We start from the raw sequence: 16,423 nt of genomic DNA on the forward strand, positions 1-16,423 counted from the left end.
AGTGAGTAAAGAATCTTTACTTTCTATGTTTTTCCTTGAGATATTTTTCAAGTATTTTACGGTCATTCGATCCGGTTGCCCTTATCGCTCCTGTTACAGCCTGAGATGTCACTCCCATTTTTTCCTTAAAATATTGGATTTCGTAATTTTCCGATCCGCTGACTTTATTTCGGTCAGATGAACCTCTTTTGGATTTATTGTCTGCCATGATCTGATGTTTTGAGAATAAATATTTTGTAGGTTAAAAAAATTACAAAAACCAAGCCGTTTTGCGAAAATATATTTTATCATCACAGGATTTACTGTACCAACAACGATAAATAGGAGAAGAATGAATTACAAAGTAATTCTTAGGCTATCTCTATCGACCGGCTATGAAGATGCCGTTGGGTCGTCTTCCTACTTTAATCCTTGAACATATAATTTAGGTAATTGACACTCAGATTCAATTCATCTATTATTAAAATAAACATTCGGTAAGCTTTCCAGCTTTGTAATAAACAACTGAGCAAAATAAAATTAAGCTCCAACCTGATCCACGCAGCCAATTCTCAGAACTTAGATATAATGCTTCAGGAAAAGAAATCCTTACTGTAATGGTTTCAGATATTGGAGACAGAACAATATACGGTTACAAGACCGATATCGTATCAGGTAAAATAAACTACCGATAGACATCGAAAATGCATATCAGGAATCTACCACGTAAAGTGGTGTTCTAGAATGGAAATTCCGATTCATACAACTACTCAAAAAATAAATAGTAAAAGCGATGTGCCAACACTCTGTCCGGCTGATAAAATGTTAAAAGTAAATTCCTTACCATCCTCATGGTAAGTATTTACCTATACTGTTCCTGTAACAATCTGGAAATAATACTGAGGAATGCTACCAAAATGAAAGATTATTTCTTTGTCAGCATAGTCTTTGTAAACAGCTCCATTTTCGAGCAAAAGATTTTCATCGATGATCATATTCTTTTCATTTAAAGTGATTCAACAAAAAATCTTAGTAAATTGGTAAAAACAAATATCAAAATTCAAGCCATATCCCTAGCAAATACTGGTTAAAAGTTAAAAATATAAACCAAACATAATCTATATTAATAAATTTAAAATATAAAGATATTTTCCAGTAGCATATTTGTATTTTAAATCAATTTATAATATTATTTATTCTTTTTTGAAGTTGTAAAATTGCATGTGTTTAGCTGATATTGCATTTATGAGAAATATCTTCAATAATTAATTTAAGCCAATTAAAATGAAATATTATCCAATACCAGAAGCTTTAATGAATTATGTTGAATCTATCTGGTCATTTGAAAGCCCGGAGCAGATGGAAGCTGATGAACAAGCAGCTATAATTCCATCAGGTCGTTGGATCGTCATATGGAATTATAGTGGGAAATATGAACATATTATTCAAAATCAATCTTATCATCATTCGACATTTGATCTTCATTTGGTAGGACAGCACCATACTAAAATTGTGCTCAAAGGCAATGTTCCCGTACATTCCATCGGTATCAGTTTCAAGCCATACGGTTATTACTCAATAGCAGGTAGCGATCTTTCCAATTATCTCAGCAAAGTGGTTTCCATCTCAAAAAGAAAGCTTGACGGCTCTGAAGTTTTGACAGATTTTTCAGGAAACCTTCAGGAATCAGTAACTCAGCTTACCGAACTGCTTACAGAAAGGATAAGGTTTGAACCAGATAGCCGTGTTGTCCATATTGCGGAACAAATAAACGCTCACAAGGGCAATATTTTAATTAAAGATCTTTTTGCAGGAATTAATACTTCGCAACGCCACCTTAACAAACTCTTTAAGTTGCAGACTGGAATTACTCCCAAGGAATATGCCTCAATAGTACGTTTTCAGGAGATATTTAACCGTTACATAAGAAATAAAAAACCAGAGAATAAAAATGAACTGTACGATCTTTTTTATGATGAATCCCATTTTTTGCAAAGCTTCCGTAAAGTCTTAACATTACAACCGAATGTATTTCTGAAAAAAAACAATAAACTGGGAAACGAGTTTATTAAAAAATAAACAGGTCTGTTTTTTCCTATCACCAACTACATCTGTACTGTTACTTTGCAGAAAAAAAACAGAACAATATGCTAAACAAAGTAACTGACACAGCAAAAGAGCTTATTACCTTTAAAGCTGCAACTACGACTATACCGTATGCAAAAGAAATTGCAAAGTATTTCAGTATTGACAATCCACTGAATTCAGATTTTGGGTTCAGGGCAAGTGTGCTCCATTTTGAAATGCGCTACCTTTCCCTTGACTTTTTCCTTGAAAAGAGTGTTTCCTCGGCAGTACTTGAATTGTCAGCCGGATATTCATTGCGTGGGTTGGAATACACCAGTAAAAATCCTGACAGGATCTATTTTGATACTGATCTCAGGACGGTAATGAATGAAAAAATGGAAATGTTAAAACGTCTGAATATTCCTGTTCCCGGCAACCTTAAGTTTCAGGAATTTGACGTTTTGAACCCCGGCAGTATTCTGACTAAAGATGAGGATCTTCTTATTATTAATGAAGGCCTGCTCATGTATTTTGATAGAGAAAAGCAGTCTCAAATCCTTAAAAATATACATTCGGTCTTGCAGGAAAACGGAGGAACCTGGGTAACAGCTGATATTTATCTCAAACACGAAACAGGTTCCGTAGGTAGCGATAAGGATAAAAAATGGGCACGCTTCTTTAAATCAAATAATGTCATGGAAAATTATTTTGTTTCTTTTGACCAGGCAGAACAATTTTTTTATGACAATGGATTTATTATTATAAATAAATATGAACCTGAATTTGAAAAATTCAGCAGCCTTCCCAGTTTATTGAATTCTGCATCTCCCCAACAGCTGGAGGCCTTGAGAAGTAAAGGAAATGTTCAGCAGACATGGCAGCTTAAGATTAGGTAATACTATAATAATCCTTTATGTCTACTACTATATACCTTACGCTTTAAATGAAACGAATCTGAGTTTGTACCCATGTGATAGTTTGTTTGGATTTTGAAATATTATGAGATTTTTTCATCTTTAAAAAGAATTGAATTACAAGAATCAAGTATTATTTCCTTAATAAGTTAACAATAAACTGTGGCGGAAGCATGGCACTTGTTACTTTAAAAGATGGAAATATGGATAATACACTGGTTAAAGAATACAGTTCGTATCCCGTATTGAAAAATTTGAAAAAAACGATGGCTGCCATCAGCGGTTAAAGGTAAAAAACAGAGATCTGGTCAGGGCAAAAATTATCAAATATGCTCCCAATCGTACAATATAAATTTACCGCGAAAAAACACCTTCGACCAAAGGAAGATCTGTCTTTTCGCCGAAAATTAAAAAAACGGCAATCTTTAATCGCCGTTTTTATGATTTATAATTTACAAAATCTCTCACAGTAAACCTTCATCAGCAAATGATAAGTATTCTGTAGATGTTAAAATACAATGATCCAGCAGTTGAATATTTAAAAATTCAGAGGCATTCCTGATTTTACCGGTCATTTTCAGATCCTCAGATGACGGTTTTAAACTTCCCGATGGATGGTTATGTGCTACAATAATAGATGACGCATTACACAATAAGGCGGCCTGCATAATAATTCTAATATCCACCAGTGTTGCAGAAATTCCAGATTCCGAAATTTTCTTTATTCCTAAAACGTTATGTGCATGATTCAAATAGAGTGCATAAAATGATTCTCTATAGTCAATTTGGCTACTATCAAAATGTGCTCTGAATACTTCAACCGCATCATCTGAATTTGTTATCAGTTTTTCGGCATTCCCTTCTCTTGAATAAGTTAATTTAATTTCATTGACAATATTAAACTTCATTTGTTTTGCTCCGGATACGGCGGAGCCTTTCTTTTCCCGTACCTGCTTAATTATTAAATCAATTCCTCTTCCTATTGAGCTCAAGACTCTATTGATATTTCTCAAAAGAAAAACTGGAAAAAAGAAAGCAGATTATTGTTACGGGCAAAGTGAAAGGCAAAAGGAAACGGAATAACTGGAGGGTACCTTTAGGGAGGAAACCGTTTATGCCGTAGTCTTTTGACAGGGATATAGATAGAAAGGCTGACCGTTACAACTTGGCTGCCTTTTTACCGGTTATTTTTGAAATATCTGTAAACAATATTCAATTAAATAAGCCAGCAAAAGACATTATGTTCCAAATGAGCAGCTATTCAACATGATAAAGCAGTTAATAGTAATTTAACTCATAGTTAAACACATAGTACCGGAACTGACTAAATAGAGATGGTTTATGAAGAGAAATCGTAATCATAAAATAAGAAAAAGTAATGCTATAAAGACATTACCAAGATCATTATATAGTTATCATACTATTCAGCAACTTCCTTTTGAAAAAACAAAAAAAATACTTTTAAATTCGGGGCTAAAATTAACTGACCAAGAAGTAAAAGTAATCTCTGAAATTTTGCACAAAATTGCAGAACTCATTATAAAAGAGTTTATTACCAAATAATTCTTATATTGCATAAATTATTTTTTTTTGAATAACAATAGAAAGATCATGAAGATAGCAGATTTATACATTCGGGTTTCTACCGACGAACAGGCGGATAAAGGTTATTCTCAGAGGGATCAGTTTGAACGGCTTGAGCGTTACTGCAAACAAAACAATTTAATTATTGGTCAGACGATATTTGAAGATCATTCGGCAAAAAACTTTGTAAGGCCAGAATGGATTAAATATGTCAATCATATAAAAAAAAGGAGTACAAAATCCAATTATTTGCTTTTTACCAAATGGGATCGCTTTAGTCGAAATGCTGGCGACGCCTATCAAATGATTAAGCTGCTACAAAATCACAATATTTCTCCACAAGCTATTGAACAGCCACTGGACACAAGTATCCCTGAAAATAAAATGATGCTTGCTATCTACCTTGCTGCTCCAGAAGTAGAAAATGATCGCAGAGCGTTAAATACATTATACGGAATGAGAAGAGCGCAGAAAGAAGGACGAGTTATGGGAACCGCTTCTTACGGGTACATCAATAAATGTACTGAAGATGGCCGAAAATATGTGGCTATAAAAGAACCCGAAGCATCAAACATGCGCTGGGCTTTTAACGAACTTTCTAAAGGAAAATATGCCATAGACCAAATACGCAAAAAAATGAATTCGATGGGAGGAAGTCCTATCAGTAGAAGTTCATTTTATAAGTCTATCCGTAACCCTATTTATTGTGGCAAAATTTTTATAAAGGCTTATAAAGATGAGGAGGAATGTATTGTTGAAGGAAAGCATAAACCCCTGATTTCTGATTCATTATTTATCCAAGTTCAGCAGGTACTCACTGGAAAAGCGAAGGATGAAAGGCCAAGGGGCAAAATTCTTGTTTCGGAGAATTTACCACTCAGAGGTTTTCTGAAATGTCCCAGATGTGGGGAACATATCTCAGGAAGCGGCTCCAAGGGCAAACTTAAAATATATTACTATTACCATTGTAATTCAAAGTGTGGCTACAGATACAATTCCACTGTGGTCAATACAATTTTTGAAGAGCAATTAAAAACATTGAGTTTTAACGAAAGCGCAAAACAATTATTAAAGGAAATAATACTGTTTAATTTTAAACATATCCAACAAAATGTTGATGACAGAAAAAAAGATCTTATCTCGCAATTACAAGATTTAAATAATAAATTAGACAATGCCAGAGACAAATACTTGAACGATCTGCTAGATTATGATGATTACCGTCTCATAAAATCTGGTACCAAAGCTAAGTTAGACAATTTAGAAATGGAATTACAAAATCAGAAATTGACAAGAAAAAATCTTGATATCACGAAAAAAGTTGAAACGGTTCTAAAGATCATACCTAATCTGTCAAAGCTCTACTCACAAGGAGATACAGAAACTAAACGTGACATATTGTGTTCGATTTTATCAGAAAAACTTGAGTTTGAAGAAAATGCGTTTCGAACACCAAAATTAAATTCTGCGTTATCTTATATCTTACACATTAACAATAGTTTACAAACAAAAAAAGACGGACAAAACATTAAAAAAAATGTCTCGTCCGTCCGAGTGACCGCAGAAGGATTCGAACCCTCACTGTCGGAGCCGAAATCCGAAGTTCTATCCATTAAACTATGCAGCCGTATTCATAAATAATGAATGATAAATAATGAGTAATACCTGATTATTTATCATCATTGCCTTTTATGTTTTAGAAAGTAATTTTCACCCCTCCCAGAATCTGTGCACCCAGGACTTTATATCCTTTGTACGTCTGGTATTTTGAGCTCAGAAGATTATTTCCGAGTGCGAAAATACTGAAATTTTTGTGAATTTTATACTCTGCGGAAAGATTTAAATCAGCATACCCTCCAACTTTATCATTTGTATTCTCTGTAGACTGGTAAATGATGTTAGGATCACCTATCCCTTCTATCGCATAAGAGTTTGTAGTTCTGTCACTTGCAAAGATTCCTTTGAATCCAAGTAATAACTTCTTGTCAAGCATCGTATATTTTGCCCCGATGCTCGCATTGAACAAAGGAACGTTATAAATGTTGTCGTAAGTCTTAAGATCGTACTTGGTGAACCTCAACTCTCCGTCTAAAATAAGGTTAGCCAATGGGAAATACTGCACACTACCCTTAATATCGCTTACATTTCCGTCATCATACACTGCAGAGAATGTATTGGCAAAATTGTAGGCAGAACGATTAACAGAGTTGTTATCGAAAAGATCATTGGCCTTAAAGAACATAATATCTCTCATTTTTCCATAACCTGCAGAGAAGTCGTATTTCAGCGTTTCATCAATATCTCCTCTTAATCCTACATAAAAATGATATTTTGTCTCTGTGGGCTTTAAAAACTGATCAGAAAGGATAAATGGATTCGTCTGTAACATATCTCCGTATGTATTCAGTTTCAAACCACCGTCTACCCCTCCGTAGAATTTAAATTCATTAGCAGCGGCAAACTGAAACTCCGCCTGCGGGAACCAATAGGTTTTATTATTTTTTTGCTGTTCTAACTGATCGTTGGAGTTTTTAGCATTCAGGAAAGAGAATGAAGATCCTAACGTCAAATAAGAGTCTCCTTTTCTGAAAGTTACTTTCGGAGTCAGGCTGGTATTGAAGAAGTTAGCAGAGTTTTTATCCCTGATGGCAAAATCTGTCTTTACCGCATCCAATCCTACTCCAAGGTCAGCATTCAGGTTGATTCCTGATTTTCCTAATTCAACAGCATGTTTGGAGAAATTGGCAAGAATAGACACCTGATTTTCCTGAGCATCAAAATGATCCTTCAGGAATGATGATTTTACTCTTATATCATTTAAGATTTCATTGGAATAAAAATCGTAGTACCCGTTTACTTTAAACTGATTTACTTTTTGTTTCAGATCAAGCTCTCCGGTAGGCTGCATAGCGTAGATCCCATAATAATTATAGCTGTCTAAGCCATATTCAGCGTTAAGGTTGAACTTCCCCTTTTCTCCGTAAGAGTTTAAGAAAGCACCAACATTGGCTGAAGTCTGCCCGGATTTCCAGTCATAATCTTTTTTAAGACCATTCGTAGACAAAACATGAACATCAGCTCCTACTTCAAGCTTATTTTCAAGGTTTTTTGAAACGTTTCCATCTACCAGGATTTTCCCATAGTTACCCATTCCGAACTGGAAATAATTATTCTGAGCAGTTCCGTCAAATTTTGGTGCTACGTCCTCTCCCTGAATGGTTGAAGTTTTGAAATCCGAAACAGCAGGAACATCTGTGATGGTATACTTCACAGGTGTCTGCGATTTCTCTTCCGGCGGATAATTTTTAATGGTTTCCACAGAAGTTTTCTTCTTCTCGATCTTCTTCACTTCCGGTTCTCTTTTTTTGTTAAGAACCAGCTTTTCTTCCTTGATCTGGGAAAACGCCACCGACGAAACCCCTAAAAATAATATGGATAATAATTGAATTTTCTTGTTCATATTTTCTTTATTTGAAAAAAATATATAACGGGCTTTTATTTATTGGAAGCAATATAACTGCCTAATAAAGCTTTCCCCGACTGTTTTGAAAAAGTTCTCCCCAGTCTGAATATATTAAACAGCCAAAGGCTTTGATAAACTTGTAATTTGTATTGATAATTTTTCGTTGCACTATTCTCAGCTACATCGTAACTGTAAACAATATCATAAGGAAATGCTGAAGGCAGTAACCCGACTGTGATCATACTTCCTATCATTGGGTTTCCGCAAGGAGGAGTATAGGTTTTCATCGGATGCAATGTTATCTTAGATACATTGGTACTGTCTTCTACAATTTCATAAATATCAGAATGTTTTAAAATCTCAAATTCTTTCTTAAGATCCTTATTCACTACAAAAGCTTTCTGTTTTTGGAAGTCAGCTTTTGCATGGTTATACTCTTTTGGATAGGCACTGTACGAAGGAATGCAACTCCAGAGTGAAGCAGAAATTAAAAAAGAATATATGGAAATTTTAAAAACTTTCATGTACTATTTCTTAATCTGTTTTTTAACTTCTTTTGCTTCTGCAACAATTTCAGGGAAATCCTTGTAGTTTGCAATGATCTGATCACAGGTATAACTTGCCTGGTAGTTATCTTTCAGGCCGATATAGTTTTTCGCCATCAATACCAAAGCTTTTGCTCCCCAGAATTCTTCTGATGCATAGTTGTTGGCAAGCTTAAAGATCGTCTCATTAGAAGACTTGAAAGCTTTTCCTTTGTTCTGATAGTAGGCTTTTGCATATAAAGCTTCTGCAGCTACTGAAGTATTGGATGATTTTTCAAGAGAAGAATAGGCAGTCTGTGCATCTTTATCTTTTCCTGAGTTCATCAGGCTTCTTGCTTTGATCACTTTCGCAGTTTCAATAACGGCTGCCGAGTTTTTAGAATTGGCGATTACTGCATTGGCTAATTTTTCAGCTTCTGAGAAATTATTTTCTTCCGCATACAGTTTCATCAATTCCACATTTGCATAGTTTTTAATGCTGATGTTAGAAGAATTTTTAATGCCTTCAAGGTACTTTTTAGCTTCAGCAGTATTACCCTGTGCAAGGAAGATCTGAGCTAAACGAGTTTGTGCATCATCCTGGTAATCATTCTGAATTCCAGCAACTTCCTGAAGAACAAGTAAAGCTTTGGTTGAATTATTGGTCTGGTAATAACTCTCTCCCAATTCATACTTCGCCTGGTACAACCCTTCCCCTGTTGGGTTCTGTGTCAGATACTTTTCATAATAAGAAATGGCATTCTTATAATCTTTCTTCGCAAACAACTGCTTACCTGTAGATAAGTTGATCTCATCAATTTCAGCAGCATCTACATTTACTCCAATATTTCTTGCGAAAGTTTCATATCCTGAAACATCTCCGTTTTTCGTAAAGATAGGTTTTGCAGCCTGAACTACTTTCTGAGCATAGGCCGTATTTTTATACTGCTCACCCAGAGATTTTAATTCAGAAAGTGCTTTATCATTCTGATTCTGGTCGATGTAATTCTGCGCCCTATAGATAGAAGCATTCGCAATCAGATCTTTATCAGAAGAACCTTTAATTACTTTTCCGAAATAGTCATTGGAGTTCGCAAAATCATCCTGAGCGGCATATGCTGTTCCTATTTCGTACTGAGCATCATCATAATATTCAGAATCCGGATATTTTGATAAAAGGTTTTTAAGGTTGTTAATCTTCGCCTGAGTATCCCCTTTGAATCCTAAAGCCATTGCTTTTTGATACAAAGTATAATCCGTAGCATCTTCGTTTTTATCATAGATAGCAATGGCTTCGTTCAGATCATTGTTGGCATAATGGATATCTGCAAGACGAAGTTCTGCATCATTTTTAAACTCCGGTTTCGGATTGGTAAGATACTGCTTAAAGTAAGTAGCAGCCTGATCAAACTTTTTGGATTTAAAATAGGCATATCCTAAATCATAAGGCAGCTGCTGTTTTTCAGGGAAGTTTTCAGTCAGAAGCTTTTCGTAACGAGCAATGGCAGAAGGATAATTCCCTTTCTGGTAATATACCTGTGCCAGCCAGTATAAAGCTCTGCTGTTGAATTCCTTATTGATATTGAAACCAAGACTTCTTAAGAAATATTTCTCGGCCTCATCATAATTTCCTTTGTTGAATTCTTCAGTCCCTAACAAATAAGAAACCTCCTGGTCTACTTTGTTGATCTCAGGAGTTGAACTCTGTAATCTGTCAATTGCATTCAGCGTTTCTTTATAGTTTCCGGAATACAGATAAGATTTCACCAATAATGACCTCATTTCTGCAGCATTGGCTCCGTTCTGATTTTCGTTGATATAACTTTGAATTACCGCCGAAGGACTTTCAAACGGGTTACCGATATCGTAACTTAATTTAGCGTACTGCTCATGAGCCAGTTTTTTCACTTTCGCATCATAATCCATCTGATAAGAAGAACGGAATGCAGAAAGAGCCTCCTGTTTTTTATCTACGGCCAGATAAGCATTTCCTAACTGGTAATAAGCATTTTGAGCTAAAGCAGAATTACTGTTCAGAAGCTGGTTGTAATAAGAAACCGCTTCATCATATTTCTTCAGCTGTGCAGCCACAAATCCCATCTCATACAAATCGTTTTCAGATGGATTCTGCTGTACACTCAGATAATCTTTTAAATGCGGATAGGCAGAAGTGTAATCATTCTTCATGAAATAACTCTCCCCAATGATCTTATGAACTTCCGCTTTATAAGAATCTGAAATATTTTCATTCAACAAAGCTGTTCCTTCTGTAATAGCCTGATCGTAGTTCTTATCATTGTAATACATCTGTACATAATAAGGACGTACCAGCTTTGAGAATTTATCCTGATCTTTTATCGAATCAAAATACTGGAAAGCTTTATCATTCTGTCTGTTGCTGTAATACAAATGCCCAAGCATATAAGCAATATCTCCTTTTTGGGACTGATCTGCTGATTTATAAGCTTCTTCAAGGGCATCAGTAGCTCCCTTAGAATCACCCGTCATGAATTTTGCATATCCAAGCTTCAGAATATACTCGGTATTCTCCTCCTTCGAAAGCTGATACTGGTTTACTTTTTTCAAAGTTTCCAGCGCTTTGTCGAAATCTTTTTTTGCTAAATAGTAATCTGCCAATGGAAGATTAGCTTGCGCAAAATAAGCAGAATTAGGGTATTCTTTCATGAAAGCGGTTAACCCTTCTTCAGCATGATTTTTCTGAAGAATCACACCGATCACATTATCAAAAAACTGGGCGCCTTCTTTTTTCGAACGGGACAAATTCTGATTGTAGAAATATTGCCTTGCATATTCGTATTGGGAAGCGTTGTATATTTTGGTCTGATAAAGATTTTCGGCTAGATTGAACCTGTAATTTTCTTTCTGGGTAAAATATTGGGACTGTTGAGCATCGGAGATTCCGAAATAGATGACCGCAGCCGCTAAAAGTATTTTTTTTGATTTCATTCTTCTTGATATAAGAAAATTAGTCTAAATAAGTTAACGAAAATATTAAAAACTTATTGTTTAAGCAAGTTTTAACAGTGTTAATGACAGTTAATTCTTATTTGATAACAATGTAAATTTTCTCACCATACAATGATAAAATTTACTACATTCGTTTGATAAAATATAAACAATTTTAATAAACAGTTATCAAATACATATTTTAATTTGATACTTTTTCAACAGCAGCTAAAAACATACCATAAATACACCATCTCATGAAATTTAAGATTCTTTTAGCATTAATTTGGGTAAACCTCCTGCAGGCACAAAAGTTTTATTTTCCAAAGACAGCTGTAAATGACTCTGTTATATTGGAAAAACAGATTCCAGGACTTGCACAGCAAGTAATTCCTCATCTTCAGTCGGTAAAATACAAACCGGAAAACACTGTTGATCTTATGGATAACCTTTTCCGTTTGCAGATAGTGGCTCAGGATTATAAAAATTCGCTGACTTCTCTTACTGAAAACCGTAAGCTCTTCGCGGATAACAATATGGGAGACTACAGATATATCGGATTTGAACTGTATGCTCTTGCGAAAATGGAGCAAAAAGAAAACAGCACCTCATTTTCCAATGCCCTTCAGAAAGTATTCAACCCAAAATATGAAAGCCTTCCGGAAAAATTAATTCCCAGACTCGGCCCTGCTCTTGATGGGGATGTAAAAGAATCCAGAAAGCAGCTGAAAAAAATACTTGACAAACAAAAAGACAAAGACAGTATTGATTACAGGACTGCCCTTGCTCTGTGCAAAAGTTATTTAAGCTATAAAACCTATTCGGGAATTAAACCTCGGGTGATGCAGCTGCTGGCGTCAAAAGACAGAGAAAGATTCATTATTGAAAACAGAGACCTTACTATAAAAAACGGAAATACCTTAACGATCACCATTGTTCGGAAAAAGGATAATACTTTCCCACTACCTGTAATTCTTACCAATAATATTTATGCCGGTCCATTTGATGAATTCTTTGGGAAGAGAGCCGCTGCTTATAATTACGTAGGAGCTGTTGTTAATACCCGAGGTAAGAGAAACAGCAATAATGTGAACAATCCCTTTGAACATGAATCGGAAGATATCTACGAAGTAATCGACTGGGTCAGCAAACAGCCCTGGTGCAACGGGAAAGTAGGAATGATCGGAGGAAGCTATTTAGGCTTCAGCCAGTGGGCAGCCGTAAAAAAAGTGCATCCGGCTTTGAAAACAATTGTTCCTCAGGTTGCAGTGGGAATCGGGATTGATTATCCGGCTCAGAATAATATCTTCATGAGCTATATGCTTCAGTGGATCCAGTATGTTACCAATAATAAGTTTACCGATGAAGCTGATTTTACCAATGCTGTAAAATGGGATTCTATTTTTACAAAATGGTACAAAAGCGGGGAATCATTCAGATCGTTAGATAAAATAAGCGGGAAACCCAGCAAAATATTCCAGCGTTGGCTGGATCATCCGGGATATGATGAATACTGGCAGAAAATGGTTCCTTACAAAGAGGATTTTTCAAAAATCAACATTCCCATTTTGACTACAACCGGATATTATGACGATGATCAGATTGGTGCACTGTATTATTTTAAACAGCATCATTTATACAATAAAAATGCAGATCATTATCTGGTCATAGGCCCCTATAATCATGGTGGAGCTCAAAGTTTCGGATTTACTTACGTGAATGGCAATCCTATTGATCCGGTGGCCAGAATAAGCATTGATGATCTTGCTTTTTCATGGTTTGATTATATTCTTAAAGGAGGCAAAAAACCGGAAATTTTAAAAGACAGAATTAATTTTCAGGTCATGAATACGAATACCTGGAAACATGTGGGTGATCTCGATAAAATGCATAATTCTTCTTTGAAATTCTATCTTCAGGACAAAAAAAATACGCCTTCAGTCTTTAATAAACCTGAAGCTCAAAGTTTCACAACCCAAATTATTGATTTTAAAAACAGGGATCAGAAAGACATTTATTACAATGTCAGTAAAAAAGACAGTATTAAAATGACTAATTCTGTCGCTTTTGAAAGTGAAATTCTTGACAAGGATATGATCATGAGTGGAAACCTGTCAGGAGTTTTCAATGTTTCGATCAATAAAAAAGATTTTGATACGGAAACCTATCTGTACCAGATTTCTCCTGATGGAAAATCCTATTTACTATCAACTCATATCGTGAGAGCCAGCTATGCAAAAAACAATCAAAAACGACAGCTTCTTGACCCGGGCAAGACAGAACAGATTCCCATTAACAACTCATATGTTATGAGTAAAAAGATAGAGAAAGGAAGCAAACTCCTTTTGTTGGTCGGCGTTAATAAAAATCCTAACTGGCAGATTAATTATGGATCTGGTAAAGATGTAAGTGAAGAAACGATAAAGGATTCTGGGGAACCGCTGGAAATAAAATGGTACAATGACAGCTATGTGGAAATACCTCTTTATAAAGATTAAAATCCATTGTTTGAGCATTTTTACCTAAATGTTTTTAACAGCTGTTAACATCAAAATAAAAAATCATTACATTTGCTTTTTTTCAAATCAAATATAGTTATTGAATGAGTCAACTTTTTAGAAGAAAAATCTATTCAGATACAGATACTTCAACGGGACTTTTAAGAGTGCTGGGTGTATGGGACATTGTATTTTTTGGTATTGCGGCTATTATAGGAGCTGGGAGTTTCAGCAGTTTGGGAGAAGCCGTTTTCAGAGGGGGTCCCGGCGTTATTCTACTATATTTGATTTGCGGTTTTGCCTGTGGGTTTACGGCTTTATGCTACGCTGAATTTGCCAGCAGAATTCCTACTGCAGGTTCTGCTTATACCTATGCTTACGCCAGTTTTGGAGAACTTATCGCCTGGGTTATCGGCTGGGCGCTGATCATGGAATATTCTTTTGGAAACATTTATGTAGCCTTTTCCTGGTCGGATTATTTTACCAGTTTCCTGGGACGTCTTGGAATGCATATTCCTGATTATCTGACCTGCAGCTATACTGAAGCAAGGAAAGCTGTTCAATATGGTTCAGAAAATAAAGAACTGTTAAATGCATGGAAAACAGCACCGCTAATCGGAAGTTTGAAATTCATTGTAGATATTCCGGCGCTGGTGATCAATGGTTTAATTACATGGCTTTGCTATGTAGGAGTAAAAGAAAGTAAAAACTTCAATAACTCTCTGGTTATCTTAAAGCTTGGAGTAATTTTACTCGTTATTCTTGTTGGTTTTGCTTATATCAATACTGAAAACTGGACCCCGGTAAGCCCGACAACTGGAACACCATCCTTCATGCCGAATGGTTTTGCCGGAGTAATGAGTGCCGTATCGGGAGTATTCTTCGCCTATATCGGATTTGATGCCTTAAGTGTTCTATCTGAAGAGACCAAAGACCCGCAGAAGACCTTACCAAAAGGAATGATTATCTCTCTTGTATTGTGTACCGTGATCTATATTGCTTTGACATTGGTCTTAACAGGAATGGTAGATTACAAAAAATTTGATGGTGTGGGAGATCCGCTTTCATTTATATTTGAAAAAACGAATGCTAATGTAGCCTGGATGGAGCTTGTTGTTTCCTTCGTTGCAATTGTTGCCATTACTACCGTATTATTGGTTTTCCAGATGGGACAGCCGAGAATATGGTATGCCATGAGCCGTGACGGACTGATGCCTGCAAGATTTCAAAAAATACATCCTAAGTACAAAACGCCATCCTACGCAACGATCGTTACAGGAATTGTGGTAGGTATTCCTATCCTGTTTACAGATAAAACGTTCATCCTTGATTTTACCAGTATCGGAACCATTTTCGCTTTTGTACTGGTATGTGCCGGAGTACTAATGCTTCCAGCTAAAGAAAAAATTAAAGGCAGATTCCACCTTCCTTACGTGAACGGTAAAATCATTTTCCCTGTCATTTTCATTGGAGGTTTACTGGCTTTCTACCAATGGCAGCCTGAGTTTTTTGATAACCTGATGAACTGGTCAGACCCTAATGAAGGAGAATTCAGAGCTTCTATTTTCTTTTTTATTATCATCAACCTGATTCTATGTGTCGTAGCTTTTATCAAGAATTTATCATTAATCCCATTGATTGGTTTAAGTTCATGTCTGTATCTTCTTACAGGAATGAGCCATGAGAACTGGTTCTGGTTCGGAATGTGGTTCCTGATCGGTATGGTTATTTATTTCTGCTACGGATATAAAAACAGTAAGCTTGGAAAAGAATTAAAGGACAGCTAAGTAAGTACTTAATAAAATTGCGAAAAGGCAAAATAGCAAATAGGTTAGACCTGATGGAAAGACTGATTTGTTATTTTGCCTTTTTACTTTTTGAGACTCTTTTAAAAATCGGCAGAATTATTGCTTTCAACTCAATTGAACCAATAAACTAACCCGCCATGTCTGAAAGAATCAAAACATACAGAGAGTTTTATCAGTTTTATCTTACTGAGCATAGTAAAACAGGAACCCGCATTTTCCATTTTATCGGAACGTTTCTCGTATTTTTCGTATTATGGTACGTCATCAGTTCCGGAAAAGAAAGATTTCTTTGGTACATCCCGATTGTAGGCTATGGATTTGCCTGGTTCAGTCATGCTGTGATCGAGAGAAATAAGCCGGCTACTTTTAAATATCCTTTATGGTCTTTAATTTCAGATTTCAGACTGTTTTTTGAACTATTAATCGGGAAACAAAAGTTCTTTACGTCCAATAACCAGCCTCAAAAGCAGGAATAGCTTTAGGACTTTCTGATTCTTTTTTTGTTCTGGAAATTAAATTTTAGCTTATAAAAAACTCGTGCCATTGCGGTTCGATCCGTAGCTTTATGAATACTATTGAGATTCCTTGCTTTGCTCGGAATGACAAAACAGAGTTTTGA

General features: G+C 35.6%; 12 protein-coding genes, 1 tRNA gene and 1 pseudogene. 7 read left to right on the forward strand and 7 right to left on the reverse strand.

Features of this window, described 5'->3' with window-relative positions; genetic code table 11:
• Positions 1 to 16 precede the first annotated feature (16 nt).
• Both AC5YGI_RS17215 and AC5YGI_RS17220 read right to left on the reverse strand, forming a co-directional pair.
• On the reverse strand, positions 17 to 208 hold the full coding sequence (locus AC5YGI_RS17215; RefSeq protein ID WP_202838626.1) for a DUF3606 domain-containing protein: 192 nt from the start codon (positions 206 to 208) through the stop codon (positions 17 to 19).
• Between the two features lie 637 nt (positions 209 to 845).
• Complete coding sequence (locus AC5YGI_RS17220) at positions 846 to 974, reverse strand: hypothetical protein (RefSeq protein ID WP_330746807.1); 129 nt, start codon at positions 972 to 974, stop codon at positions 846 to 848.
• 319 nt (positions 975 to 1,293) lie between these two features.
• Between AC5YGI_RS17220 and AC5YGI_RS17225 the strand changes: the two genes are divergently transcribed.
• Both AC5YGI_RS17225 and AC5YGI_RS17230 read left to right on the forward strand, forming a co-directional pair.
• Complete coding sequence (locus tag AC5YGI_RS17225; protein WP_496169043.1) at positions 1,294 to 2,058, forward strand: helix-turn-helix domain-containing protein; 765 nt, start codon at positions 1,294 to 1,296, stop codon at positions 2,056 to 2,058.
• Positions 2,059 to 2,126: 68 nt separating this feature from the next.
• Entirely contained in the window at positions 2,127 to 2,942 is an 816-nt protein-coding gene (locus AC5YGI_RS17230) for a hypothetical protein (RefSeq protein ID WP_227942506.1), read from the forward strand.
• Between the two features lie 482 nt (positions 2,943 to 3,424).
• On the opposite strand, the gene AC5YGI_RS17235 is transcribed toward AC5YGI_RS17230, so the two are convergent.
• A complete protein-coding gene (locus AC5YGI_RS17235; RefSeq protein WP_330746809.1) occupies positions 3,425 to 3,952 on the reverse strand; it encodes a JAB domain-containing protein in 528 nt (175 codons plus the stop codon).
• 349 nt (positions 3,953 to 4,301) lie between these two features.
• Between AC5YGI_RS17235 and AC5YGI_RS17240 the strand changes: the two genes are divergently transcribed.
• On the forward strand, positions 4,302 to 4,523 hold the full coding sequence (locus AC5YGI_RS17240; protein WP_202838622.1) for a hypothetical protein: 222 nt from the start codon (positions 4,302 to 4,304) through the stop codon (positions 4,521 to 4,523).
• A 48-nt stretch (positions 4,524 to 4,571) separates the two neighbouring features.
• Positions 4,572 to 5,354, forward strand: a pseudogene (locus tag AC5YGI_RS17245) (recombinase family protein); the annotation flags it as partial.
• A gap of 745 nt (positions 5,355 to 6,099) precedes the next feature.
• Here the strand turns inward: AC5YGI_RS17245 and AC5YGI_RS17250 are convergent.
• The 4 genes from AC5YGI_RS17250 to AC5YGI_RS17265 form a co-directional block, all read right to left on the reverse strand.
• A tRNA-Arg gene (locus tag AC5YGI_RS17250) sits at positions 6,100 to 6,171 on the reverse strand.
• Between the two features lie 69 nt (positions 6,172 to 6,240).
• On the reverse strand, positions 6,241 to 8,004 hold the full coding sequence (locus AC5YGI_RS17255) for a TonB-dependent receptor (RefSeq protein WP_496169044.1): 1,764 nt from the start codon (positions 8,002 to 8,004) through the stop codon (positions 6,241 to 6,243).
• A gap of 35 nt (positions 8,005 to 8,039) precedes the next feature.
• Complete coding sequence (locus tag AC5YGI_RS17260) at positions 8,040 to 8,531, reverse strand: hypothetical protein (protein ID WP_110010356.1); 492 nt, start codon at positions 8,529 to 8,531, stop codon at positions 8,040 to 8,042.
• Between the two features lie 3 nt (positions 8,532 to 8,534).
• Positions 8,535 to 11,498, reverse strand: a complete 2,964-nt coding sequence (locus tag AC5YGI_RS17265) for a tetratricopeptide repeat protein (protein WP_496169045.1) — start codon at positions 11,496 to 11,498, stop codon at positions 8,535 to 8,537.
• A gap of 257 nt (positions 11,499 to 11,755) precedes the next feature.
• Here AC5YGI_RS17265 and AC5YGI_RS17270 point away from each other — a divergent pair, with 257 nt between their 5' ends.
• From AC5YGI_RS17270 to AC5YGI_RS17280, 3 genes are all read left to right on the forward strand, one after another.
• Positions 11,756 to 13,996 (forward strand): CocE/NonD family hydrolase, encoded by a 2,241-nt coding sequence (locus AC5YGI_RS17270; protein ID WP_330746812.1) that lies wholly within the window; start codon positions 11,756 to 11,758, stop codon positions 13,994 to 13,996.
• A 104-nt stretch (positions 13,997 to 14,100) separates the two neighbouring features.
• Positions 14,101 to 15,783, forward strand: coding sequence for an APC family permease (locus AC5YGI_RS17275; protein ID WP_110010360.1), 1,683 nt, complete (start codon positions 14,101 to 14,103; stop codon positions 15,781 to 15,783).
• Between the two features lie 158 nt (positions 15,784 to 15,941).
• Positions 15,942 to 16,280, forward strand: a complete 339-nt coding sequence (locus AC5YGI_RS17280; protein WP_110010361.1) for an Mpo1-like protein — start codon at positions 15,942 to 15,944, stop codon at positions 16,278 to 16,280.
• Positions 16,281 to 16,423: the final 143 nt, after the last annotated feature.

It is taken from the genome of Chryseobacterium sp. CS3K3.1 (assembly GCF_059515165.1).

What these genes read in the sequence shown, in the direction of transcription:
- AC5YGI_RS17215 (WP_202838626.1), bottom strand. Translation starts at nt 208, where the DNA reads ATGGCAGACAATAAATCCAAAAGAGGTTCATCTGACCGAAATAAAGTC.
- AC5YGI_RS17220 (WP_330746807.1), bottom strand. Translation starts at nt 974, where the DNA reads ATGATCATCGATGAAAATCTTTTGCTCGAAAATGGAGCTGTTTACAAA.
- AC5YGI_RS17225 (WP_496169043.1), top strand. Translation starts at nt 1,294, where the DNA reads ATGAATTATGTTGAATCTATCTGGTCATTTGAAAGCCCGGAGCAGATG.
- AC5YGI_RS17230 (WP_227942506.1), top strand. Translation starts at nt 2,127, where the DNA reads ATGCTAAACAAAGTAACTGACACAGCAAAAGAGCTTATTACCTTTAAA.
- AC5YGI_RS17240 (WP_202838622.1), top strand. Translation starts at nt 4,302, where the DNA reads ATGAAGAGAAATCGTAATCATAAAATAAGAAAAAGTAATGCTATAAAG.
- AC5YGI_RS17255 (WP_496169044.1), bottom strand. Translation starts at nt 8,004, where the DNA reads ATGAACAAGAAAATTCAATTATTATCCATATTATTTTTAGGGGTTTCG.
- AC5YGI_RS17260 (WP_110010356.1), bottom strand. Translation starts at nt 8,531, where the DNA reads ATGAAAGTTTTTAAAATTTCCATATATTCTTTTTTAATTTCTGCTTCA.
- AC5YGI_RS17265 (WP_496169045.1), bottom strand. Translation starts at nt 11,498, where the DNA reads ATGAAATCAAAAAAAATACTTTTAGCGGCTGCGGTCATCTATTTCGGA.
- AC5YGI_RS17270 (WP_330746812.1), top strand. Translation starts at nt 11,756, where the DNA reads ATGAAATTTAAGATTCTTTTAGCATTAATTTGGGTAAACCTCCTGCAG.
- AC5YGI_RS17275 (WP_110010360.1), top strand. Translation starts at nt 14,101, where the DNA reads ATGAGTCAACTTTTTAGAAGAAAAATCTATTCAGATACAGATACTTCA.
- AC5YGI_RS17280 (WP_110010361.1), top strand. Translation starts at nt 15,942, where the DNA reads ATGTCTGAAAGAATCAAAACATACAGAGAGTTTTATCAGTTTTATCTT.